Consider the following 21,551-nt stretch of genomic DNA (forward strand, 5'->3'; position numbering starts at 1 on the left):
GGCCGGCCCGCCGGCCAGCGRCAGGCGGCTCTCCGCCTTGACCTCCTTCAGCACGACACTGGAGCGCACGTGCGTCACGCCCGGCAGCTTGAACGCGGTCTCGTGCAGGAAGGTCTCGTAGCTCTTGATGTCCGGCACCAGCACCTTGATCACGTAGTCGGCCTGGCCGGTGGTGGCATAGCAGCTGACGATCTGCGGGCTGCCCGCCACCGCCTGCTCGAAGCGGCGCACGTCGTCCTCGTTGTGGCGCGTGAGGTTCACCTCGGCCAGCACGCACAGCGACAGGCCCACCTTTTCGCGGTCCACCAGCGCGGTGTAGCCGCGGATGATGCCCGCCGCTTCCATCTCCTTCACCCGCTTCCAGCAAGGCGTGCTGGACAGGCCCACCGCGTCGGCGAGCTGCTGCACGGTCTGGCGGGAGTCGCGCTGCAATTCGGCAAGCAGCAGCACGTCGTGGCGGTCGAGCTGGTTCATTCCTGTTTTCCGGCGAATGGAAGAACAGCATTCTCCAAGATCCGCCGAACGAGAGGAAATAGGAAGCCCATTCGCCGGCTCTGCGCCTAAGCTTTGCTTTCCCCAAGAAGCGAGTCAAGCCATGGAGACCAGCAGCACCATCGTCCGCCCCGGGTACCGGTTGAGCGACAGCCTCTGGGCCCCGGATGGCGCCATCTTCCTCACCGGCACGCAGGCGCTGGTCCGCCTGATGCTGATGCAGCGCCAGCGCGATGCGGCCGCCGGCCTGGACACGCGCGGCTTCATCAGCGGCTACCGCGGCTCGCCCCTGGGCATGGTGGACCAGGCGGTGTGGAAGTCCGGCAAGAAGTTCGAGGAAGCGGGACTGCGCTTCCTGCCCGCGATCAACGAGGAGCTGGGCGCCACCGCCGTGCTCGGCACGCAGCGCGTCGAAGCCGACCCCGAGCGCACCTGCGCCGGCGTGTTCGCGCTCTGGTACGGCAAAGGCCCGGGCGTGGACCGCGCCGGCGATGCCTTGAAGCACGGCAACGCCTATGGCGCCTCGCCGCACGGCGGCGTGCTGATGGTGGCGGGCGACGACCACGGCTGCGTGTCCTCGTCCATGCCGCACCAGAGCGACCAGGCCTTCCAGTCGTGGCACGCGCCGATCGTGGCGCCGGCCAACGTGGCCGAGTACCTGGAGTTCGGCCTGTACGGCTGGGCACTGTCGCGCTTCTCGGGCAACTGGGTGGGCTTCACGGCCTTGTCCGAGGTGGTGGAAAGCGGATCGACCGTGGACCTCGACCTGGTGAACGCGCGCGTGGCCACCTGGCAGGACGCAGCCACCGTGCGCAGCCTCACCGGCCATGAGCCGCCGCACGGCGGACTGCATTACCGCTGGCCCGACCTGCCCTCGCTCACCATCGAGCAGCGCCTGCATGCCAAGCTGGACGCCGTGCGCGCGTTCGCACGCATCAACAGCATCGATCGCCACGTCGTTCGCAGCGAGCGCGCGACGGTGGGCATCGTCACCGCGGGCAAGGCGCACGCCGACTTCATGGAAGTGTTGCGCCGCCTGGACATCTCGCCCGAGACACTGGCGGCACACGGCGTGCGCATCGACAAGCTGGGCCTCACCTACCCGATCGAGCCGACGCGCATGCGGGAGTTCATGCGCGGACTCAAGGAAGTGCTGGTGATCGAGGAAAAGGGGCCGGTGGTCGAGGAACAGCTGCGCTCCATGTTCTACAACGCGGCCGAGCGGCCGGTGATCGTTGGCAAGCGCGATGCGATGGAACGACCGCTGGTGTCCGCGCTGGGCGAGCTGCGGCCCTCCCGCCTGATCGAGATCGTCGCCAACTGGCTGGTCGGCCACTTCCCCGACCTGGACCGCCGCCACCTGGTGCGCGACTTCACGCTGCCCGAGCTGCTCTCGAACGACAGCGACAGCGTCAAGCGGGTGCCCTACTTCTGCGCCGGCTGCCCGCACAACACGTCGACCAAGGTGCCCGAGGGCTCGCATGCGCAGGCCGGCATCGGCTGCCACTTCATGGCGAGCTGGATGGACCGCGACACGGAGGGCCTGATCCAGATGGGCGGCGAGGGCGTCGACTGGGTCTCGCACGCGATGTTCACCAAGGTGCCGAACGTGTTCCAGAACCTCGGTGACGGCACCTACTACCACTCCGGCTATCTCGCGATCCGCCAGGCCGTGGCGGCGAAGGCCACGCTGACCTACAAGATCCTGTTCAACGACGCGGTGGCGATGACCGGCGGGCAACCCGTGGACGGCATCATCAGCGTGGACGGCATCGCGCGGCAGGTGGAGGCCGAGGGCGTGAAGCAGGTGATGGTGCTGTCCGACGACATCGCCAAGTACGACGCGATCCGCAACCGCTTCCCGGCGGGCACCGAGTTCCACGACCGCGACGCACTCGACGCCGTGCAGCGGCGCCTGCGCGAAATGCCTGGCGTCACGGTCCTGATCTACGAGCAGACCTGCGCCGCGGAAAAGCGCCGACGCCGCAAGAAGGGCGAGCTGGTCGACCCCGCACGCCGCGTCTTCATCAACGACCGCGTGTGCGAAGGCTGCGGCGACTGCTCGGTGCAGAGCAACTGCGTCGCCGTGCAGCCGCTGGAGACCCCGCTGGGCCGCAAGCGCAAGATCGACCAGAGCAGCTGCAACAAGGACTACTCCTGCGCCAAGGGCTTCTGTCCCAGCTTCGTGGGCGTGCTCGGCGGGCAGCCGCGCAAGCGCACGGGGGCACTGGCCGGCGGCGCGCAGGACTTCCTGCAACGCGTCGAGGCCCTGCCGCGTCCGGCGCCGCACGCCTGGTCCGCACCCTACGACCTGCTGGTCACCGGCGTGGGCGGCACCGGCGTCGTCACGGTCGGCGCGCTGGTCGCGATGGCCGCGCACCTGGAAGGCAAGAGCGCCAGCGTGCTGGACTTCATGGGCTTCGCGCAGAAGGGCGGCTCGGTCCTGAGCTTCGTGCGCTTCGCCGACATCGCAGCGCGGCTGAACCAGGTCCGCATCGACACGCAGCAGGCCGACGCGATCCTCGCCTGCGACCTGGTGGTCGGCGCCTCCGCCGACGCGCTGGTCACCGTGCGCCACGGCCGCACCCGCATCCTGGCCAACACCCACGAGGTGCCGGTGGCCGAGAGCCTGCACAACCCGGATGCCAGCCTGCGCGTCCCGCTGCTGCTGGAAAAGCTGCGCTTTGCCGCCGGCGTCGACCGCGTGGAGACGCTGGATGCGCAGGCGCTGGCCGAAGCCTTCCTCGGCGATTCGATCTTCTCCAACATCTTGGCGCTGGGTTCGGGCTGGCAGCGCGGGCTGGTGCCGGTCAGCCTCGAAGCATTGCTGCGGGCCATCGAGCTCAATGGCGTCGCGGTGGACAACAACAAGCTCGCGTTCTCGCTGGGCCGGCTCGCTGCCGCCGATGCCGGTGCGATCCAGGCGCTGCTGCGCGGCGACACGCTGGCCGCACCGGCGCCGGACACGCTGGACGCGATCATCGCCCGCGGCGTCGCGCACCTCACCGGCTACCAGGACGCCGACTATGCGCGACGCTACGCGGACTTCGTCGCGCGGGTGCGTGAACGCGAGGAGGCGCTGCACGCAGACGCGGGCCTCCCCTTCACGCGCACCGTCGCGCAGGGCCTGCTCAAGCTGATGGCCTACAAGGACGAATACGAGGTCGCGCGGCTCTACACGGACGGCGAATTCACGCGCACGCTGCAGCAGCAGTTCGAAGGCGACGTCGCGCTGGAGTTCTACATGGCGCCGCCCGTGCTCAGCCGGGCGAAGAATGGGCAGGCGCCGCGCAAGCTGCGGCTGGGCGGCTGGATGATGCCGCTCATGAAGCTGCTGGCGCAGGGACGGCGCCTGCGCGGAAGCGTGCTGGATGTGTTCGGTCGCACCGCGGAGCGGCGCATGGAGCGCGGGCTGGTCGACAGCTATCGCGCGCGGATCGAAGCCCTGCTGCCGGCGCTCGATGCGCAGCGCCTGAAGGTCGCGACGGAGATCGCCGCGCTGCCGCTGCAGATGCGCGGCTTCGGGCACGTGAAGCTGGCGAACGTGGCGCTGGCGCGCGCGCGGGAGGCGGAGCTGCTGCACCGGTTCGATCCGGCGACGTATCCGCGGCCGGCGGCGTCGCGGGAGCCGGGGCAGCTTCGCGGGATTCGCGTCACGACGGCGGCGTGAGCTCTGTAGGCTGGCAGTGAGCCGTAGGCTGGCGGTGAGCGGCGAAGCCCGAACCCCAGCGATTGCGCGCACCGCTGTGGTTCGCCTGCGGGCTCACCCCAGCCTACGAGTCACCACCAGCCCCCAGCAGTCACCACCCCCCGGTCAGAAGTGCCGCAGCTTGTCCTGCCAGAAAGCAGGCTCCGGGATCACCCCGCAACCCGCCAGCACGTTCTGCGCCATGTGTTCCGGCGAACCGCTGCCGGGAATGGCGCAAGTGACCGCGGGATGGCTCAGCACGAATTTCAGCAGGACCTGCGGCCAACGCGTGCACCCGATCTCCGCGGCCCACGCCGGCAGCGGCTTCGCATGCAGGCGCCGCAGCAGTGCGCCGCCGCCGAAGGGCCGGTTGACCAGCACGGCGACGCCGCGTTCCGCCGCCAGGGGCAGCAGGCGTTGCGCCGACTCGCTCTCCTCGACCGAGTAGTTGATCTGCAGGAAGTCGAGCGCTTCGCTGCGCAGCACCTCCTCGACCTCCGCGTACGCGGACGAGGTGTAGTGCGAGATGCCGACGTAGCGCACGCGCTCCTCCGCCTTCCATTCGCGCAGCGTCGCGAGGTGGACGCGCCAGTCGACCAGGTTGTGGACCTGCAGCAGGTCGATCTGGTCGGTGCGCAGCAGGCGGAACGAATCTTCCATCTGCCGGATGCCCGCTTCGCGGCCGGTGGTCCACACCTTGGTGGCGAGGAAGGCCTCTTCGCGCGTGTCCGCCTCGTCCAGCACCTGGCCGACCGCCGCTTCCGCCTTGCCGTACATGGGCGAACTGTCGACCACGCTGCCCTCGGCCGCGAACAACGCGGCGAGCACGCGCGGCAGCTGCGCGAACTCCGCGCTGCCGGGCGAGCGGTCGAAGCCGAGCCAGGTGCCGCAGCCGATCACGGGAAGCGGCTCGGCGGAGGACGGAATGGGGCGGGTGCGCAGCTGCACGGGCGTCATGGACTCTCCTGCTGGACCCGCACAGTATGGAGGAGCTTGCAGGCCCCGCCCCTGCAGGTTCGCCCGCCCTCGCTTAGGATCGTTGCGTGCGCGACGAAGAACAACAGACCACCGTGGCCGAGCATGCGGCGGCCGCACGCGACGGCGGCGGCCTCGCTTCGGAGGGCAGCCTGCCCTCCTCCACGACCGGCACGGAGGAAGCGCACGCGAGCCCGGCCGAGCCGGCCCCGCATCCCACCGCGTCCTTCGGTGCGCTGTTCAGTGCCGTCATGCTGCCGATGTTCATGGGCGCGGCGGACCAGACCCTGCTGGTCACCGCGACGCCACGCATCGCGCAGGAGCTCGGCGGGCTGGCGCAGACCTCTTGGATCGCAGCGGGTTACCTGCTGGCCGCCACCGTCATGGCGCCGCTGTACGGCCGGATGGGCGACCGCTTCGGCCGGCGCAACGTGATGCTGGTGGCGCTGAGCGTGTTCGCGCTCGGGTCGCTGGCCTGCGCGCTCGCGCCGGACATGCGGCTGCTGATCGCCGCGCGCGTGCTGCAGGGCATGGGCGGCGGCGGCCTGATGGTGCTGTCGCAGGCGCTGATCGGCGAGCTGGTGCCGCCTTGGGAGCGGCCGCGCTACCAGGGCTACTTCGCGATGATCTTCACCACGTCCAGCGTGGGCGGTCCCCTCATCGGCGGCTTCGTCGTGCACCATGGCGACTGGCGCTGGCTGTTTCTCGCCAACCTGCCGCTGGCGGTGCTGGCGTTCTGGCGCATGTCACTGCTGCCGCGCCCGCATCCGTCGGCGGCGCGGCATGCGCCCTACGACCCGGCAGGCTTCATGTTGTTCCTGCTGTGCGCGGCCAGCGCGCTGCTGTGGTTCGGGCAGGTGGGCCACGGCTTCGAGCTGCTGTCGGCGACGAGCGCGGCCTTCGTCGCAGTCGCGCTGGCCTGCGGTTTTGCACTGGCGCGCCAGCAGCGCCGCCATCCCAACGCCTTCCTGCCGCTGGGCATCCTGCGCCTGCCCGGCGTGCCCTGGATCTGCGTCTCGGTGCTGGGATTCGCGGCGACGATGTTCGCGCTGCTGTTCCTGCTGCCGATCTACCTGCAGGTGGCGCGCCACTCCTCCGCGCTGGACGCCGGCCTGCAATTGCTGCCGCTGACGGCCGGCATCGTGGTCGGTTCCACGCTGAACAGCCGCTACAGCGCCCGCACGGGCACCAGCGGCAAGCTGCCGCCCTGGGGTCTCGGAGCGGCTGCGCTGGCGATCGTCTCGCTGGCGCTGCTGCCGCCGCTTCCTTGGCTGATCACCGTCGCCGCGGCGGTGTGCGGCCTGGGCTTCGGCACCGTGATGCCCAGTGCGCAGCTCGCCACCCAGATCCTGGCGGGACGCGAGCGGCTGGGCGCGGCCGCGGCCCTGCTGTCGCTGGTCCGCTCCACCGGTGCCACGCTCGGCACCGCGGCCTTCGGTGGGCTCGCATTCATCCTGCTGAGGCCGCCGGATGGCCGCAGTGACTCGCTGCAACTGCAGGGCCTGGACCCGGCGCGGGTGGAGCATTCCTTCCACATCGTGCTGGGCGTGCTGGCGGTCTTCGCGGCGCTGGCGGCGTTCGCGGCAGCGCGCGCGCCCTGCATGGACCTGCGCCAGCGTGCGGCGCAGGCCCGTCGCTGAAACAGAAAGGAAGATTCGAACCGATGCAACAGACGCAGACCCTGCCTGCCGCCACACCCTGGCGTTACTCCACGCCCGCCATCGTCCTGCACTGGGTGCTCGCGGCACTGATCGTGTTCATGGCCGCGCTCGGCTGGTTCATGATGACCGTCGAGAAACAGCCGGGCGGCGAGCGCTTCTTCGACCTGCACAAGTCCATCGGACTGATCGTCGCCACGCTCGTGCTGCTGCGCATGTTGTGGCGCTTTTTCCATCGGCCGGAACCGCTGCCAGCGGGCGTGCCGCTATGGCAGGCACGGCTGGCGCACCTCGTCCAATGGCTGCTTTACGCCGCCATGGTGCTGTTGCCGGTCACCGGCATCATCGGCGCGAACTACAGCCGCGCGGGGCTCGCCTTCTTCGGGACCGCCCTGCCCCGCTGGGGCGAACCGGCGCGCGCGACCGCGCACCAGTTCTTCCAGTTCCACGAAGCGCTGGTGTGGACCACGGTGGCGCTGGTGGTGCTGCACGTCCTGGCCGGACTGAAGCACCTGCTGGTCGACCGCGACCGAGTGTTCTCGCGCATGTGGCCGGCGCGGCGCTGAGGCGCCGGACTCAGGTCTTGGGCACGCGGCCCTTCACCTCCGGTGCGGCGAGGAAGTCGAAGTCCACGCCCTTGTCCGCCTGCGTGACGGTGGCCAGGAACAGCTTGCGGTAGCCGCGCTCGGCGCTCGGCACCTGCACGGGATTCTGCTGCGCACGCCGGGCCATCTCGGCGTCGGGCACCAGCAGGCTGATCTCGCGCTGCTCCACCGAGAGGCGAATGCGGTCGCCGTTGCGCACGTGCGCCAGCGGGCCGCCGATCGCCGACTCCGGCGTCACGTGCAGCACGATGGTGCCGAAGGCGGTGCCGCTCATGCGGCCGTCGGAGATGCGCACCATGTCCTTCACGCCCTGCCTGGCGAGCTTGCGCGGCAGCGGGATGTAGCCCGCTTCCGGCATGCCCGGCGCGCCCTTGGGGCCGATGTTCTTCAGCACCAGGATGTCCTCGGGCTTCACGTCCAGCTCCTCGCTGTCGATGCGCTCGGCCAGGTCCTGCAACCCCTCGAACACCACGGCGCGGCCCTCGTGCTCCATCAGCTTGGGGTCCGCAGCGGACTGCTTGATGATCGCGCCGCCCGGAGCGAGGTTGCCCTGCAGCACCGCGATGCCGCCTTGCGGATAGATCGGGTTGTCGCGCGGCCGGATGACGTCCTGCTTGAAGGGCGGCGGCGCGCGCTCGAGTTCCTCGCCCAGCGTGCGGCCGGTGACGGTGAGCGCGTCCAGGTGCAGCAGCGGCTTCAGTTCGCGCAGCAGCGCGGGCATGCCGCCGGCCGCATCGAAGTGCTCCATGTAGTGCTGTCCCGATGGCTTCAGGTCCACCAGCACCGGCGTCTCGCGGCCCATGCGGTCCAGCGCCTTGAGGTCCACCTCGAAGCCCAGGCGGCCGGCGATGGCGGTCAGGTGCACGATCGCATTGGTGGAGCCGCCGATGGCCAGCAGCACGCGCATCGCGTTCTCGAAGGCCTTCTCGGTCAGCACCTGGTCGATGGTCAGGCGACTCTTGGCGATCTGCACCGCCACCGCGCCGGTGTGCTCCGCCACCCGCATGCGCGCGGACGTCACCGCCGGCGGCGAGGCGCCGCCCGGCACCGTCATGCCCAGCGCTTCGGCGACGCAGGCCATCGTGCTGGCCGTGCCCATCACCGAGCAGGTGCCGATGCTGGGCACCAGCTGGTTGTTCACGTCGTCGATTTCGCGCTGGTCGATTTCTTCCGCGCGGAACTTGCCCCAGTAGCGGCGGCAGTCCGTGCAGGCCCCGACGGTTTCGCCGCGGTGCGAGCCGGTCAGCATGGAGCCGGTGATCAGCTGGATGGCGGGGAGGCCGGCCGAGGCCGCGCCCATCAGCTGCGCCGGCACGGTCTTGTCGCAGCCGCCGATCAGCACCACCGCATCCATCGGCTGCGCCCGCAGCATTTCCTCGGTGTCCATGGACATGAGGTTGCGCAGGTACATGCTGGTCGGCGCAGCGAAGCTCTCGCCGATGGAGATGGTCGGGAACTTCACCGGCAGGCCGCCCGCCAGCATCACGCCGCGCTGCACCGCCTCGATGAGCTGCGGCATGTTGCCGTGGCAGGGGTTGTAGCCGCTGCCGGTGTCGGCGATGCCGATCACGGGCCGCTCCAGCGCGTTGTCGGTCAGGCCCGCGCCCTTGATGAAGGCCTTGCGCAGGAACAGCGAGAAGCCGGCGTCACCGTAGTTGGTGAGCCCCTTGCGCATGCCGGTGGGGTCCTTGGATTGCGTCATGGATTCATTCGTCGGCCTTCACGCCGGTCTCGTCGATCACCTTGGACCATTTGGCCATCTCGGCCTTCAGGCGGCCGGCCGCTTCGGCGGGCGTCTGTGGCGGCAGCGCATACACGCCTTGCTGCAGGAACTGCTCCTTCGCGGCCGGGTCCTGCATGATTTTGCCGATTTCGGCGTTCAGGCGCGCCAGCACGTCGGCGGGGGTGCCCGCCGGCGCCAGCACGCCGAAGGTGGACACCACGTCGAAGTCCTTCCAGCCCGACTCGTTCACCGTCGGCACTTCCGGCAGCATGGAGATGCGCTGCGGCGTGGTGACCGCCAGCGCGCGCAGCTTGCCGGCCTTGATCTGCTGCAGGGCCGCCGGCACCGTCTCGGCCGCCATGAGGACCTGGCCGCCGACCAGGTCGGTCATCGCCGGGCCGCTGCCCTTGTACGGCACGTGGATCATGTCGGCGCCGGCCTGGACGCGGAACATCTCCACCGCCATGCGCTGCGGCGCACCGGCGCCGGAGGACGCGTAGGTCAGTTTCTTGGGGTTGGACTTGGCATAGCTCACCAGCTGCTGGAAGCTGGTCGCGGGCACCGAAGGGTGCACCACGAACACCAGCGGCACGTAGCCCACCACCTGCACCGCGGTGAGGTCCTTCTGCAGGTCGTAGGCCAGCTTGCCGCGCTCCAGCCGCGCCATGGTCGAATGCGAGGTCATCGCGCCCATCAGCAGCGTGTAGCCGTCGGGCTTGGCCTTGGCGACCAGGTCCGCGCCGATGTTGCCGCCGGCGCCGCCGCGGTTGTCGACGATCACCTGCTGGCCCAGCGCGGTGGACAGGCGCTGCGCGACGATGCGGCCGATCACGTCGGTGGCGCCGCCGGGCGGGTAAGGCACCACCAGCTTGATCGGATGCTCCGGCCAGGCCGCGAAGGCGGCGGCGGGCAGCAGGGCGGCGGCAGCGAAGGCGGCGAGCAGGCCGCGGCGAAGTCTGGGGTGCATGGTGTCTCCTGGGTTCTTGTCGGAATGCTCCAGCTGCGAGTGTCGCGGGGCGCGCGTCGAGGGGAAACCCGCTTCCGCTATCTTCAAACACAAAATACTTTGGATTCCCGATCCGCACAATCGCCCCATGACCGCCACTCCCCGCATGCAGGGCGTCCTTTCGCCCGTCCTCACCCCCTTCAACGCCGACTACACCCCGGATGCGGATCGCTTCATCCGGCACTGCCGCTGGCTGCTGGACCAGGAGGTGGGGCTGGCGATCTTCGGCACCAATTCGGAAGCCAACTCGATGTCGGTGGCGGAAAAGCGCAAGCTGTTCGATGCCCTGCTGGAAGCAGGCATCCCGCCCGCGCGGCTGATGCCGGGGACCGGCTGCTGCGCCATCCCGGATTCCATCGAGTTGACCCGGCGCGCGGTGCAGGCGGGCGTGGGCGGCGTGCTGATGCTGCCGCCGTTCTATTACAAGGGCGTCAGTGACGAAGGGCTGTACCGCAGCTTCGCCAGCATCATCGACGGCGTGGCCGACGAGCGCCTGCGCATCTACCTGTACCACATCCCCCCGGTGTCGCAGACGCCGATCCCGCGCGCGGTGGTCGCGCGCCTGCTCAAGTCCTATCCGGGCATCGTCGCCGGCATGAAGGACAGCGGCGGCGACTGGAAGCACACGCAGGGAATGATCGAGGAGTTCGGCCCCCAGGGTTTCGACGTGTTCGCCGGCAGCGAGAACTTCCTGCTGGCCGACCTGCGCGCCGGCGGCCCGGGCTGCATCACGGCCACGGCCAACGTGAATCCCACGGCGATCGTCCAGCTCTACAAGACCTGGCAGCAGGCCGATGCCGACAGCCAGCAGCAGAAGCTGGACGCAACGCGCGCGGCCTTCGCCCAGTTCCCCCTGATCGCGGCGATGAAGGCGGCGATCGCCTGGAAGACCGGCCGCGCCGACTGGGCGCACGTGCGCCCGCCGCTGGTGGATCTGAGCGCCGAGCAGCAGCAGACGCTGCAGGCGTCGCTGGACAAGGTGGGCTTCACCATGCCCAACGCCGGCGCGCTCGCCTGACTCGCTGGCGAGGCTTACGCCGTTTTGCGCTGGATCAAGCGGCGCGCGCCGGACGTTCGCCGGGAGCCCCGGACCGGTGATCTGCATCAACAACCGCCGGGGGCGCGCGTCGTCTACTTGCGGCCATGATGCCCAGGCCCTTGCAGATGTCCCCCGACCAGCGCGCCGTGCTGTCGGAGTTCGAGCGCCTGCACGCGCAGTGGCGGCAGGCCAGCGAGGCGGCCGACGCGATCGAATGCACCGTGTATGCGGATGGCCCGCAGGACGGCCGACTGCTGCAGCAGCGCCTGGCCGCCGACCGCCTGCACCAGCAGGCGATGCAGTTGCTGCGCGACGCGCCGCTCTGACGCGGCCTAAAGGCGGAAGCGGTCCCGCTGGGCCCGCGCGCATTCCCCCATCACCTGCAGCCCGCGATCGACGTCCTTCGGCCCCGTGACGAAGGGATGCGGCGCGCCCGGCGCGCGGCTGCGCAGCGCGGCCATCTTCTGGATCGTGCCGTCCCAGCCCGTGTGGTTGGACAGCAGCACGTCCACCGGCAGCTGCGCCGTCAGCTTGCGCATGCGCTCCGTGGCTTCCGCGTAGCTTTCCAGCCGGCCCAGGTCCTTGCCGAAGTTGAAGGCGGTGCCGCCCCACAGCAGGGCCTTGTGGCTGCGCCCGCCGGTCTTCACGTCGAACACGGGCGTGATCGTTCCCAGCGTGTGGCCCGGCGTGACGTAGAAGGTCATCGTGGTGTCGCCCAGGGTCAGCTGCTCGCCGTCGCGCACGGCGACGTCGCGTTTGGGCGGGGCGCCCCACTGCGTCGAGTTGAATTCCAGGCCCGTCTCCATCATCCGCCAGTCGATCTCGCTGGCCACCACGCGCGGACGGTAACGCTCGACCAGGTAGTTGGCGCCGCCGTAGTGGTCGCCGTGTCCGTGCGTGACGATCACGTACTTGATGTCGCGGGGATCCAGGCCCAGCTTGGCCATGCCGCCGTCGATGAGCCCGCGCGCCTCCAGCGCGTTGTTCAGCGCGTCGCCACGGCGGGCCCGCTGGCGCGCGTGGCGGGCTGCGGTTCGCACAGCGGCATCAGCATCGTGAGGTCCTCGCCCGCCACGCGCCGAGCCTCGGCGACGTGGGCATCGACGCCGGCCTGGGACGCCGGCCGTTCGGCGACGCTTGCGCAGCCGGCCAGCAGCAGGGCGGCGGCCAGCAGCGGGCGGTGCCAGCGGGAGGGAAGCTCGTTCATCGTCGTCTCCTGTTGTGGGGGTCGGTCGAGGCCATTCTGGCCGAGAAGAGGGCAAAAGCCCCCTCTGTTCAGCGCATTGCCGTCGCAATTGCAACCCGACAATGAACGCCAGGTGCCGGCCCACGGCCCGCGCCGCCGATTCATCAAAAAGGGACGAGAGCAACATGAACCGCAAGCAAGCAATCAAATTGGCCGTCGGCCTGTGCGCCGTGGCCGTCGGCGCGGCCACCTGGGCGAGCAACGACGCCGCCACCGACAAGGAAGCCGTGGCCATGGTCAAGAAGGGCATCTCCTACATCAAGGCCAACGGCAAGGACAAGGGCTTTGCCGCGATCACGGACAGGAACAACAAGGAGTTCCACGACCGCGACCTCTACCTGGCGGCGCACCAACTCGACGGCACCTGCGTCGCGCACGGCACCAACGAGAAGATGGTGGGCAAGAACTTCATCGAGATGAAGGACATGGACGGCAAGGAGTACATCAAGGAGCGCGTGAGCCTCGCCCAGTCCAAGCAGACCTTCTGGACCGATTACAAGTTCAACAACCCCACCACCAGGAAGATCGAGCCGAAGACGGCGTACTGCGAGCGCCTGGACGACGTCGTCGTCTGCGGCGGGGTCTACAAGAAGTAAGCGGCGGAGGCGGGGTGGCCAGGCTCGACAAGCTCCCTGCCCTGTACGCCGAGCTCGCCTCGACGGTGGCGCGCATGGTGCAACTGGCCCGCGCGCACCGCTGGGAGGCGCTCCCCGCCCTCGACGCCCGCTGCACCGACCTGGTGGCGGAACTGCGCGGGCTGGACGCGGGCGGCCTGTCCCCCACGGAATGCACGCGCTTGCTGGCCCTCACCGGCCGGATCCGCGCCGACCAGCACGAACTCAAGCGGCTCGTCCAGCCGCAATTCATCCGGCTCACGCACCGCATTGCACAACTGCAACAGGCATCCTGACCCGTTGCCCGTACCATAGCCGCCGATGGCGAGTACGACGGGAAAGAGTGTTCTGCAGGAGGCGCGGGAGGTCCAGCTGGCGGTCACGCTGATCGAACTGGGCGCGCGGCTGCAATTCATCGAATCGGAAGTCCAGCTCAGTCGCGAGCGGCTGCTGCGCCTGTACAAGGAGATCAAGGGCGCTTCGCCGCCCAAGGGGCTGCTGCCCTTCTCCGTGGACTGGTACATGACGTGGATGGCCAACATCCACGCTTCCATGTTCTACAACATCTACCTGCACATGCTGGAGCATGCCGAAGGCGGGCGGATCGGTGCGCTGGCGCAGGCTTTCCGCATGTACCAGGAGCAGGTGAAGACCCACGGCGACCAGCCGGTGCTGGACTTCACGCGGGCCGCCACGCTGGTGAAATTCTTCGAGGGCGACCTGCTGCAGCTGACGGCCTGCACGCGGTGCACGGGCCGGTTCGTGACCCACCGGTACGAAAACGCGTCCGGCTATGTGTGCGTTCTGTGCCGGCCGCCATCGCGCGCCGGCAAGAAGAAGCGCCCGAGCGACCCGGCGGGGCCCGCGACCGCCGCGGACGCCTGAGTCGCGGTCCCGCGCCGCCCATCCCCGAAGCAGTCCCGCCGGTCCGGCCCCAGCCGCGCCCGCGAGAGATCCTTCACGGAGCCTCTCCAGCCAGGGATGACTTGTGCCGCGCGTCCCGTAACATGATGTGACATTTCAGCGCCCGCCCCCAGGAGTTTCGATTGAATGCCCCCGCCACCGCGTCCCAGGAAATCGCCGACCTCAACCTGACCTACATGCTGCTCGCGCAGAAGCTGCTGCGTGAGGACAAGGCGTCGGCGATGCTGCGCCTGGGCATCAGCGCGGAGATGGCGGACCTGCTGATCGGCATGTCCTTGGCGGAAACCCTCAAGATCGCCGCGAGCAACTTCGTGCTGTGCGCCTTCCGGCTGGACGAACTGCCGATCGTGCAGACCGTCATGCAGGGCGACCGCCAACCCGCGCTGCAGCAAGCCCACATTTCCATCCTGCTGGCCGCGGCGCAGCGGCAGCCGGTGTCCGCACTCGCCGCTCCCCCGGCCTGAACGTGCGGCCCGCCGGATTGCCCGGCGGGTGTCTTCCTCGCTCAGGGCTCCTGGCGAATCACGTCCTGCACCGTGAAGCGCACTTCGCGCAGCAGCGCCGCGCCGCTGGCGGTGGTGCCGTAGCCCGTATGCTGGGCCACCGAAGCCCAGCGCTGCTGCTCGCCATCGTTCAGCAACTTCTCGATCGCCGCGCGGATCGTGTAGACGAAGCGCTTGGACGCGGCATCCTGCGCGCAACTCACCTCGGCGCGGATCGCCATGTCCTTGGGCAGGTCCAGTCCGGTGTTGGCGCCGGCCTTCTGGATCGCCTGCGACAGCTCGCCGGCGGTGATCAGTCGGCAATCGTTGTCCTGCAGCACCGAGTACGTGCCCGCGTGGGCCGCACCGGCGGCGACCAAGGCCAGGGGCAGCAGCATTGATTTCCTCATACGACGCTCCTTCTCCGTTTTCTGGTGAAGGGATCGTAGGGGAGCCGCTTAAGAATCAATCAGCGAAACAACCGGGCCTTTCCGTCCGGTCTTGGATGGACGGTCGCCTGCCGCGATGAGCGGCGCGCAGCCGCCAAGCGGGTCGCGAAAGCGGCCCGAACCTCGCGGGGCGTCAGCCTTCAGCTCACCACGCCGATGTTCCAGGGCACGAACTCGTGGTCGCCCAGGCCCAGCAGTTCGCTCTTGCTGCGTTCGCCGGAAGCAACCTCCAGCACCAGCTGGAAGATCTCTTCCGCGGTCTCGGGCATGGTCTTGGTGCCGTCGAGGATCTCGCCGCAGTTGTAGTCCATGTCTTCGGTCAAGCGGCTGTACATCGGCGTGTTGGTCGCCAGCTTGATCGAGGGCACGGGCTTGGCGCCGAACATGGAGCCGCGGCCGGTGGTGAACAGGATCATGTTGGCGCCGCCTGCGATCTGGCCGGTGGCGGAACACGGGTCGAAGCCCGGCGTGTCCATGAAGACGAAGCCGTTCTGCTTCACCGGCTCCGCGTAGCGGTAGACCTCCATCAGGCCGGTGGTTCCGCCCTTCATGGAAGAACCCAGCGATTTCTCGAAGATGTTGGCCAGCCCGCCGACCTGGTTGCCCGGGCTCACCGCGCCGTTGATCTGCACGTCGCGGCCGGGCGAGTACTCCTGCTTCCACCAGCGGATGCGGTCGATCAGCTTCTCGCCCACTGCGCGGCTGACCGCGCGCCGCGTCAGGGTGTGCTCGACGCCATAGATCTCGGGCGTTTCCGAGAGGATGGCGGTGCCGCCGTGGCGCACCAGGATGTCCATCGCCGCGCCCAGCGCCGGGTTGGCGGTGATCGACGAGAAGCCGTCCGAACCGCCGCACTGCAGGCCGATCTTCAGGTGCTTCGCGGACACCGGGACGCGAACGACGTCGTTCGCCTTCGGCAGCATCTTCTTCACCGCTTCGACCGCCGCCTCGATGGTCTTGCGGGTGCCGCCGGACTCCTGCATCACGAAGGTCTGCAGGCGCGAGTTCACGTCCAGCTTCTCCTGCGCCATCAACCCGGAGAGCTGGTTGCGCTCGCAGCCCAGGCCGATGATCAGCACGCCCGCGAAGTTGGGGTGCTTCGCATAACCGCCGAGCGTGCGCCGCAGCAGGTCCATGGGCTCGCCGCTCATCTCCATCCCGCAACCGAGGCCATGCGACAGCGCCACCACGCCGTCGATGTGCGGAAACTCGGCGAGCCGTTCTTCGGTGAACCATTCGGCCACCTTGTGCACCACCGTCGCCGAGCAGTTGACGGTCGACAGGATGCCGATGTAATTGCGCGTGCCGACCTGGCCGTCGGCGCGCACGTAGCCCATGAACTTCGCCTGCTCGGCGTCAGGCAGCACGGGCGTGGGCACGTACTCCTGGCCGTAGGCGTAGTCCCGGTCGAACTCGCGGAACGTGACGTTGTGCGAGTGCACGTAGGTGCCGGCGGCAATGTCGACGGCCGCGAAGCCGATGCACACGTTGTACTTGAGGATGGGCTCGCCGGCCGCGATGGCGCGGGCCGCGATCTTATGGCCGGCGGGCACCTGGCTGCGGCTGGTGAAGCCCTCGCTGGGCACCGCGGTGCCGATGCCCACGTCCACTCGCGCCACCACCACGTTGTCGCTCGGGTGCAGGCGAATGATGGGACCGGCGACCTTCTTTCCGGAGAGTTCGATCATGGTGGTGCTCAATCGGCGCGAATGTTGGCGTCCTTCACCAGCCTGGCCCAGCGGGGAACCTGCGCCTTCATCAGCTCGGTGAATTGCTGGCTCGTGCTGCCCACGATGGTGAAGCCCTGGCCGGCCACCTTGCCGGAAAGCTCCTTCGACTTCAAGGCCGCGATCGCCTCGTCCTGCAGTTTCTTCACGACCTCGGCCGGCGTGCCGGCCGGCGCGAACAGGCCGTACCAGGTCAGCACCTCGAAGTCCGGCAGCTTCGCGCCCTCGGCGACGGTGGGCAGGTCGGGCCAGGACGGATGGCGCTTCGCACTGGTGATGGCGATCGCACGCAACTTGCCGGACTGGATGTAGGGCGTCACGGCCGGCAGGTTGGCGAACAGCACCGGCACCTGGCCGCCCACCGCGTCGGTGAGCGCGGGCGCCTCGCCCTTGTAGGGGATGTGGGTCATCTTCACCCCGGCCAGGGTGTTGAACAGCTCGCCCGCGACGTGCTGCGGCCCGCCGGCGCCGGCGGACGCATACGAAAGCTCGCCCTTCTTCGCCAACGCGATCAGTTCCTGCAGGTTCTTCGCCGGCACGCTGGGGTGCACCGCCAGGATCATGGGCATGGACACCAGCATGGAGACCGGCGTGAAGTCCTTGACCGGATCGAACGCCAGCTTGGGATAGATGGCGGGCGCCACCAGCATGGTGGACTGCGAACCGAGGAACAGCGTGTAGCCGTCGGCCGGCGACTTGGCCACGAAGGCGGCGGCGATCGTGCCTGTGGCCCCCGGCTTGTTGTCGACGATGAAGGACTGGCCCACCTGGGCGCCCATCTGCGCGCCCACCTGGCGGGCGATGATGTCGGCGCCGCCGCCGGCCGCAAAGCCCACGGTGACCTTCACGGGCTTGTCGGGAAAGCCGGCGGCATGGACGGGAAGCGCGGCGGCAGCCAGCACGGCGATGGAAGCGCACAAGAGGGTGCGGCGGTCACGGTTCATTTCGGTCTCCTCGGAATCAACGGCGCATCATCGACCGCCCCGGCTTCGCGATAAACCGGGCGGCGGCACATTCAATCGATAATGAAGTTTTGTTCCGGATGGACACGCAGTTCCTGCAAAGCTTCGTGATGGTGCTCGATTGCGGCTCGATGGCCGAGGCCGCCCGCCGCCTCGACCTGACGCCGGCGGCCGTCGCCGCCCGGGTGAAGTCCCTGGAAGAAGCGATGGGAACGCCACTGGTGCGCCGAGCCGGCCGCACCGTGAAGGCCACCGAGGCAGGCCTGCGCATCCTGAGCAACGCACGCAGCCTGCTGCGGGACGTGCGCAATCTCCAGGCCCTGGCGACCGACGATGCGCCCCTGGGTGAATGGCGCCTCGGTGTCTCCGCCTCCGCCTTGACCGGCGTGCTGCCGCCGCTGCTGCGCGGGCTCTACCGCAAGCATCCCAAGCTCGCCGTCTACATGGAGCCGGGCAACTCCGGCACGCTGTACCAGCGCGTGACGGCCGGCGTGCTGGATGCCGCGATCATCGTCGAGCCGCAGTTCACGCTGCCCAAGTCCTGCGGCTGGCAGGTGCTGGTCGAGGAGCCGCTGTGCGTGCTCGCCCCCGCGGCGATGGCCGGGCGCGATCCGCTGGACCTGCTGGCCAGCGAGCCGTTCCTGCGCTACGACCGCACCATGTGGGGCGGGCGCATGGCCGACGCCTGGCTGCGCGAGCACCAGATCCAGCCGCAGGAGCGCATCGAGATCGATGCGCTCAATGCGATCGCGGTGTTCGTGCACCAGGGGCTCGGCGTGGCGCTGGTGCCGGACTGGACGCCGCCCTGGCCCGAAGGCCTGGAGGTCGTGCGCATCGCCCTGCCACCGCCGGTGCCGGTGCGGCGCATGGGCCTGGTGTGGAGCGAAGGCCCGAAGGCGGCGCTGGCGCGCGCGCTGCTCGAGCACGCGGCACCGCCGCGCTGATGTCGCGACCTTCCGGAATATTCCCTCGGCCGTTCGCGCGCCGAAGAAATTCTCCTGCGCGACCGCAGGCACGCGCCGGAACCTCGTGACGTCTAACCCATCACCGCAACCCTCGCGGTGTCCCTGGGAGGCTTCATGCAGAACCGCGCGTTATCCATTCTTTCTTCCGCCTCGCTGCTGGCCGTGCTGGCAGCCGGGGCGACGCTTGCCAGCTGCGGCGGCGGCGGCGGCGGCGGCGACAACAACACCACCAACAACGCCGCCCTGCAGGCCACCGGCCGCCAGATCTTCCGCCACGACACCTTCGGCGACGAGATCCTCTGGACCGACAAGCTGCGCATGAACGAAGTGATCGAACAGGCGGTGAGCCCCAAGGTCGCGCTCAGCGTCGGCCTGAAGGTCGATGCGGACGCCCTGCCGCAAGCGGTGAAGGACGGCATCGCCAACGGGACCGTCAACCTCGACAGCCCCGCGACCACCGTCACGCTGATCAAGCTCGATGCCGTCGTCGGGGTCAAGGGCCAGGTGGACACCGTGAATGGCGTCGATCGCCTGACCCGTGTCGGCATCACCTGCGCACTGTGCCACTCCACCGTGGACAACAGTTTCAGCGCCGGGATCGGCAAGCGCCTGGACGCCTGGCCGAACCGCACCCTGAACCCGGGCGCGATCATCGCGCTGTCGCCCGCGCTCACGGCGGCGCAGAAGGCGGTCTACAACTCCTGGGGGCCGGGCAAGTACGACCCGCGCTTCAACATCGACGGCCTCAACAAGCCGGCGGTCATCCCGCCCGCCTTCGGACTCGAAGGCGTCCACAAGGTCACCTTCACCGGCGACGGCGACGAGCTCGCCTACTGGAACCGCTACGTCGCCGTGACGCAGATGGGTGGCCAGGGCAGCTTCAGCGAGCCACGCCTGAACATCAACATCACCAACGGCACGCAGGACCTGGTGTCGTCCAAGCTGCCGGCGCTGCAGGCCTACCAGCTGTCGATCGCGGCGCCGACGCCGCCCGCCGGTTCGTTCGACGCGAACGCCGCCGGACGCGGCCGCGTGCTGTTCGAAGGCAAGGCGCGCTGCGCGAGCTGCCACACCGGGGACCTGTTCACCGACGCCAACGCGCGCCTGCACCCGCCCGTCGATTCGATGGCCGAACCGGAAACGCCCAGCTACGCCGCGCGCTCGGCCACCAAGCAGTACCGCACAAGCCCGCTGCGTGGCGTGTGGCAGCACGCGCCGTACTTCCACGATGGCTCGGCGGCGACGCTGGACCAGGTGGTCACGGTCTACAACACGCGCATGGCCCTGGGCCTGACGCCGCAGGAGATCGCGGACGTCGCGCAATACCTGAAGTCGCTCTAGCGCAGCCAAGGAAATCCCGCAGCCGGATCGCGCGGGCGACAGGCTGCGGGAAAACACCATGCGGGGCGGGCCGCTTTGCATGAAAGCATGCTGACCTCTTTGGCAAGGCCGAGGTCCAGCGGGTGCACGAACTCCAGGAACAGCGCGCGGTCCACACTCCAGCTGCCGGTGGGCCGCTGCTGTCGGTGCGCGACCTGTGCGTGCGCTTCCGCGGCATCACCGCGCTCGACGGCGTGTCCTTCGAGGTGCAGCGCGGCCAGATCGCGGGGCTGATCGGCCCCAACGGCGCCGGCAAGACCACGCTGTTCAATTGCCTGTCGCGCCTGTACGGCTACTCCGAAGGCCGCATCACCTTCGACGGCCAGCCGCTGGAAGCCGTCCCCCGCCACAAGGTGGCCGGGCTGGGCATCGGCCGCACCTTCCAGAACCTGGCCCTGTTCGCCAGCATGACCGTGCTCGACAACATCAAGGTCGGTCGCCACTGCCGCACGCGCAAGGGCTTCCTGGCCAACGCGCTGCGCCTGCCCGGCGTCGCGCAGGAAGAAGCGGACAGCACCCGCCGCGCCACCGAGCTCGTGCGTTTCCTCGGGCTGGAGCAGGTGGCGCAACAGCGCGTTTCCGAACTGCCTTTCGGCACGCGCAAGCGCGTGGAGCTGGGCCGCGCCCTGGCGAGCGAACCCAGCCTGCTGCTGCTGGACGAGCCCGCGGCCGGCCTCAACCATGAAGAGGTGGGCGCGCTGGGCAGCCTGATCCGGGGCATCCGCGACCAGTACCACCTGACCGTGCTCCTGGTGGAGCACCACATGGGCCTGGTGATGAGCGTGTCCGACCACGTGGTGGCACTCAACTTCGGCCGCAAGATCGCCGAAGGCACGCCCGCGCAGGTGCGCAAGGATCCCGAAGTCGTGCAGGCCTACCTGGGGACCGACAACTGATGGCCCAGCCGCTGCTCGAAGTGCGCAACCTGCATGCGGGCTATGGACCGACGGAGGTGCTGCACGGCCTGAGCTTCAGCATTGCCGAGGGCAGCATCACGGCCTTGCTGGGCGCCAACGGCGCCGGCAAGACCACCACGCTGCGCGCCCTGTGCAGCATGGTGCGCGCGAGCGGCGAAGTGCTGTTCGACGGGCAGCGCATCGACGGCAAGTCCACGGAAGACATCGTGCGGCTGGGCGTGGCGCACGTGCCGGACGGGCGCGGCACCTTCACCGACCTCACGACCGAAGAAAACCTGCGCCTGGGCGCCTATGCGCGCCGCGACCATCGCTCGCTGGCCGAGGACTACGAGCGCATGTACCGCCTGTTCCCCATCCTGGCCGAGCGCCGCCACCAGCAGGCGGGCACGCTGTCGGGGGGACAGCAGCAGATGCTGGCGGTGGCCCGTGCGCTGATGCTGAGGCCGCGCCTGCTGCTGCTGGACGAGCCCTCCTTCGGTCTGGCACCCATGGTGGTGAAGGAGATCTTCGAGGTGATGCGCGACATCAACCGCACGCAGAAGGTGACGATCCTGCTGGTGGAGCAGAACGCCGCCATGGCCCTGAAGCTGGCCGACGAGGCCCACCTGCTGGAGACCGGCACCATCCTCATGTCCGGCAGCAGCAAGGACCTGATGAACGACGACGCGGTGCGCCGCGCGTATCTCGGTTACTGACGGA

The 21,551-nt window shown here is 69.1% G+C and carries 22 protein-coding genes; 13 read left to right on the forward strand and 9 right to left on the reverse strand.

The features are described from left to right. Positions 1–474: Lrp/AsnC family transcriptional regulator (locus tag AC1DSA_RS12585; RefSeq protein WP_477889587.1), on the reverse strand; the 474-nt coding region annotated here is incomplete at its 3' end. 121 nt (positions 475–595) lie between these two features. On the opposite strand from AC1DSA_RS12585, the gene AC1DSA_RS12590 reads away from it, so the two are divergent. Then, positions 596–4,162 carry an indolepyruvate ferredoxin oxidoreductase family protein gene (locus AC1DSA_RS12590; RefSeq protein WP_477889589.1) on the forward strand — a complete coding sequence of 1,189 codons (3,567 nt, stop codon included), beginning with the start codon at positions 596–598 and terminating at the stop codon, positions 4,160–4,162. A 144-nt stretch (positions 4,163–4,306) separates the two neighbouring features. On the opposite strand, the gene AC1DSA_RS12595 is transcribed toward AC1DSA_RS12590, so the two are convergent. After that, positions 4,307–5,137 (reverse strand): aldo/keto reductase, encoded by an 831-nt coding sequence (locus tag AC1DSA_RS12595; protein WP_477889591.1) that lies wholly within the window; start codon positions 5,135–5,137, stop codon positions 4,307–4,309. A gap of 86 nt (positions 5,138–5,223) precedes the next feature. Between AC1DSA_RS12595 and AC1DSA_RS12600 the strand changes: the two genes are divergently transcribed. Both AC1DSA_RS12600 and AC1DSA_RS12605 read left to right on the forward strand, forming a co-directional pair. After that, a complete protein-coding gene (locus AC1DSA_RS12600; RefSeq protein ID WP_477889593.1) occupies positions 5,224–6,795 on the forward strand; it encodes an MFS transporter in 1,572 nt (523 codons plus the stop codon). 23 nt (positions 6,796–6,818) lie between these two features. Next, positions 6,819–7,379, forward strand: a complete 561-nt coding sequence (locus tag AC1DSA_RS12605) for a cytochrome b (RefSeq protein WP_477889595.1) — start codon at positions 6,819–6,821, stop codon at positions 7,377–7,379. Positions 7,380–7,389: 10 nt separating this feature from the next. Here AC1DSA_RS12605 and AC1DSA_RS12610 read toward each other — a convergent pair whose 3' ends face one another. Together AC1DSA_RS12610 and AC1DSA_RS12615 are read right to left on the reverse strand one after the other, a co-directional pair. Beyond that, a complete protein-coding gene (locus AC1DSA_RS12610; RefSeq protein ID WP_477889597.1) occupies positions 7,390–9,120 on the reverse strand; it encodes an IlvD/Edd family dehydratase in 1,731 nt (576 codons plus the stop codon). Between the two features lie 4 nt (positions 9,121–9,124). After that, complete coding sequence (locus AC1DSA_RS12615) at positions 9,125–10,108, reverse strand: tripartite tricarboxylate transporter substrate binding protein (RefSeq protein WP_477889599.1); 984 nt, start codon at positions 10,106–10,108, stop codon at positions 9,125–9,127. Positions 10,109–10,235: 127 nt separating this feature from the next. On the opposite strand from AC1DSA_RS12615, the gene AC1DSA_RS12620 reads away from it, so the two are divergent. Together AC1DSA_RS12620 and AC1DSA_RS12625 are read left to right on the forward strand one after the other, a co-directional pair. Continuing rightward, positions 10,236–11,165 (forward strand): dihydrodipicolinate synthase family protein, encoded by a 930-nt coding sequence (locus AC1DSA_RS12620; protein ID WP_477889601.1) that lies wholly within the window; start codon positions 10,236–10,238, stop codon positions 11,163–11,165. 125 nt (positions 11,166–11,290) lie between these two features. After that, positions 11,291–11,512 (forward strand): hypothetical protein, encoded by a 222-nt coding sequence (locus tag AC1DSA_RS12625; RefSeq protein WP_477889603.1) that lies wholly within the window; start codon positions 11,291–11,293, stop codon positions 11,510–11,512. A 6-nt stretch (positions 11,513–11,518) separates the two neighbouring features. Here AC1DSA_RS12625 and AC1DSA_RS12630 read toward each other — a convergent pair whose 3' ends face one another. Both AC1DSA_RS12630 and AC1DSA_RS12635 read right to left on the reverse strand, forming a co-directional pair. Beyond that, positions 11,519–12,226 (reverse strand): MBL fold metallo-hydrolase, encoded by a 708-nt coding sequence (locus tag AC1DSA_RS12630; RefSeq protein WP_477889605.1) that lies wholly within the window; start codon positions 12,224–12,226, stop codon positions 11,519–11,521. Further along, the gene (locus tag AC1DSA_RS12635) at positions 12,172–12,393 is read right to left on the reverse strand and encodes a hypothetical protein (RefSeq protein WP_477889607.1); all 222 of its coding nucleotides are present in this window, start codon (positions 12,391–12,393) and stop codon (positions 12,172–12,174) included. The genes AC1DSA_RS12630 and AC1DSA_RS12635 overlap by 55 nt, the downstream gene beginning before the upstream one ends. A 164-nt stretch (positions 12,394–12,557) precedes the next feature. Here AC1DSA_RS12635 and AC1DSA_RS12640 point away from each other — a divergent pair, with 164 nt between their 5' ends. The 4 genes from AC1DSA_RS12640 to flhD all read left to right on the forward strand — a co-directional run bounded on the left by AC1DSA_RS12640 (position 12,558) and on the right by flhD (position 14,434). Continuing rightward, positions 12,558–13,028, forward strand: coding sequence for a cache domain-containing protein (locus AC1DSA_RS12640; protein WP_477889609.1), 471 nt, complete (start codon positions 12,558–12,560; stop codon positions 13,026–13,028). 14 nt (positions 13,029–13,042) lie between these two features. Next, positions 13,043–13,342 (forward strand): flagellar protein FliT, encoded by a 300-nt coding sequence (locus tag AC1DSA_RS12645; protein ID WP_477889611.1) that lies wholly within the window; start codon positions 13,043–13,045, stop codon positions 13,340–13,342. A gap of 25 nt (positions 13,343–13,367) precedes the next feature. Continuing rightward, positions 13,368–13,931 (forward strand): flagellar transcriptional regulator FlhC, encoded by a 564-nt coding sequence (gene flhC / locus AC1DSA_RS12650; protein WP_477889613.1) that lies wholly within the window; start codon positions 13,368–13,370, stop codon positions 13,929–13,931. 161 nt (positions 13,932–14,092) lie between these two features. Next, a complete protein-coding gene (gene flhD, locus AC1DSA_RS12655) occupies positions 14,093–14,434 on the forward strand; it encodes a flagellar transcriptional regulator FlhD (protein ID WP_477889615.1) in 342 nt (113 codons plus the stop codon). Between the two features lie 41 nt (positions 14,435–14,475). Here flhD and AC1DSA_RS12660 read toward each other — a convergent pair whose 3' ends face one another. The 3 genes from AC1DSA_RS12660 to AC1DSA_RS12670 all read right to left on the reverse strand — a co-directional run bounded on the left by AC1DSA_RS12660 (position 14,476) and on the right by AC1DSA_RS12670 (position 17,572). Beyond that, a complete protein-coding gene (locus AC1DSA_RS12660) occupies positions 14,476–14,862 on the reverse strand; it encodes a hypothetical protein (protein WP_477889617.1) in 387 nt (128 codons plus the stop codon). Positions 14,863–15,041: 179 nt separating this feature from the next. Then, positions 15,042–16,589 (reverse strand): UxaA family hydrolase, encoded by a 1,548-nt coding sequence (locus AC1DSA_RS12665; protein ID WP_477889970.1) that lies wholly within the window; start codon positions 16,587–16,589, stop codon positions 15,042–15,044. 8 nt (positions 16,590–16,597) lie between these two features. After that, entirely contained in the window at positions 16,598–17,572 is a 975-nt protein-coding gene (locus AC1DSA_RS12670; protein WP_477889619.1) for a Bug family tripartite tricarboxylate transporter substrate binding protein, read from the reverse strand. A 98-nt stretch (positions 17,573–17,670) separates the two neighbouring features. On the opposite strand from AC1DSA_RS12670, the gene AC1DSA_RS12675 reads away from it, so the two are divergent. The 4 genes from AC1DSA_RS12675 (at position 17,671) to AC1DSA_RS12690 (ending at position 21,547) form a co-directional block, all read left to right on the forward strand. After that, the gene (locus tag AC1DSA_RS12675) at positions 17,671–18,534 is read left to right on the forward strand and encodes a LysR family transcriptional regulator (protein ID WP_477889621.1); all 864 of its coding nucleotides are present in this window, start codon (positions 17,671–17,673) and stop codon (positions 18,532–18,534) included. Between the two features lie 135 nt (positions 18,535–18,669). After that, a complete protein-coding gene (locus tag AC1DSA_RS12680; RefSeq protein WP_477889623.1) occupies positions 18,670–19,896 on the forward strand; it encodes a c-type cytochrome in 1,227 nt (408 codons plus the stop codon). 122 nt (positions 19,897–20,018) lie between these two features. After that, positions 20,019–20,831, forward strand: coding sequence for an ABC transporter ATP-binding protein (locus tag AC1DSA_RS12685; RefSeq protein WP_477889625.1), 813 nt, complete (start codon positions 20,019–20,021; stop codon positions 20,829–20,831). Continuing rightward, entirely contained in the window at positions 20,831–21,547 is a 717-nt protein-coding gene (locus AC1DSA_RS12690; protein WP_477889627.1) for an ABC transporter ATP-binding protein, read from the forward strand. The genes AC1DSA_RS12685 and AC1DSA_RS12690 overlap by 1 nt, the downstream gene beginning before the upstream one ends. The last annotated feature ends 4 nt before the right edge of the window (positions 21,548–21,551 follow it).

Source organism: Ramlibacter sp. P4_H7, from assembly GCF_056400765.1.

What these genes read in the sequence shown, in the direction of transcription:
- AC1DSA_RS12640 (WP_477889609.1), top strand. Translation starts at nt 12,558, where the DNA reads ATGAACCGCAAGCAAGCAATCAAATTGGCCGTCGGCCTGTGCGCCGTG.
- AC1DSA_RS12675 (WP_477889621.1), top strand. Translation starts at nt 17,671, where the DNA reads ATGGACACGCAGTTCCTGCAAAGCTTCGTGATGGTGCTCGATTGCGGC.
- flhC (WP_477889613.1), top strand. Translation starts at nt 13,368, where the DNA reads ATGGCGAGTACGACGGGAAAGAGTGTTCTGCAGGAGGCGCGGGAGGTC.
- AC1DSA_RS12610 (WP_477889597.1), bottom strand. Translation starts at nt 9,120, where the DNA reads ATGACGCAATCCAAGGACCCCACCGGCATGCGCAAGGGGCTCACCAAC.
- AC1DSA_RS12690 (WP_477889627.1), top strand. Translation starts at nt 20,831, where the DNA reads ATGGCCCAGCCGCTGCTCGAAGTGCGCAACCTGCATGCGGGCTATGGA.
- AC1DSA_RS12680 (WP_477889623.1), top strand. Translation starts at nt 18,670, where the DNA reads ATGCAGAACCGCGCGTTATCCATTCTTTCTTCCGCCTCGCTGCTGGCC.
- AC1DSA_RS12595 (WP_477889591.1), bottom strand. Translation starts at nt 5,137, where the DNA reads ATGACGCCCGTGCAGCTGCGCACCCGCCCCATTCCGTCCTCCGCCGAG.
- AC1DSA_RS12605 (WP_477889595.1), top strand. Translation starts at nt 6,819, where the DNA reads ATGCAACAGACGCAGACCCTGCCTGCCGCCACACCCTGGCGTTACTCC.
- AC1DSA_RS12670 (WP_477889619.1), bottom strand. Translation starts at nt 17,572, where the DNA reads ATGAACCGTGACCGCCGCACCCTCTTGTGCGCTTCCATCGCCGTGCTG.
- AC1DSA_RS12625 (WP_477889603.1), top strand. Translation starts at nt 11,291, where the DNA reads ATGATGCCCAGGCCCTTGCAGATGTCCCCCGACCAGCGCGCCGTGCTG.
- AC1DSA_RS12665 (WP_477889970.1), bottom strand. Translation starts at nt 16,589, where the DNA reads ATGATCGAACTCTCCGGAAAGAAGGTCGCCGGTCCCATCATTCGCCTG.
- AC1DSA_RS12615 (WP_477889599.1), bottom strand. Translation starts at nt 10,108, where the DNA reads ATGCACCCCAGACTTCGCCGCGGCCTGCTCGCCGCCTTCGCTGCCGCC.
- AC1DSA_RS12620 (WP_477889601.1), top strand. Translation starts at nt 10,236, where the DNA reads ATGACCGCCACTCCCCGCATGCAGGGCGTCCTTTCGCCCGTCCTCACC.
- AC1DSA_RS12635 (WP_477889607.1), bottom strand. Translation starts at nt 12,393, where the DNA reads ATGAACGAGCTTCCCTCCCGCTGGCACCGCCCGCTGCTGGCCGCCGCC.
- AC1DSA_RS12590 (WP_477889589.1), top strand. Translation starts at nt 596, where the DNA reads ATGGAGACCAGCAGCACCATCGTCCGCCCCGGGTACCGGTTGAGCGAC.
- AC1DSA_RS12660 (WP_477889617.1), bottom strand. Translation starts at nt 14,862, where the DNA reads ATGAGGAAATCAATGCTGCTGCCCCTGGCCTTGGTCGCCGCCGGTGCG.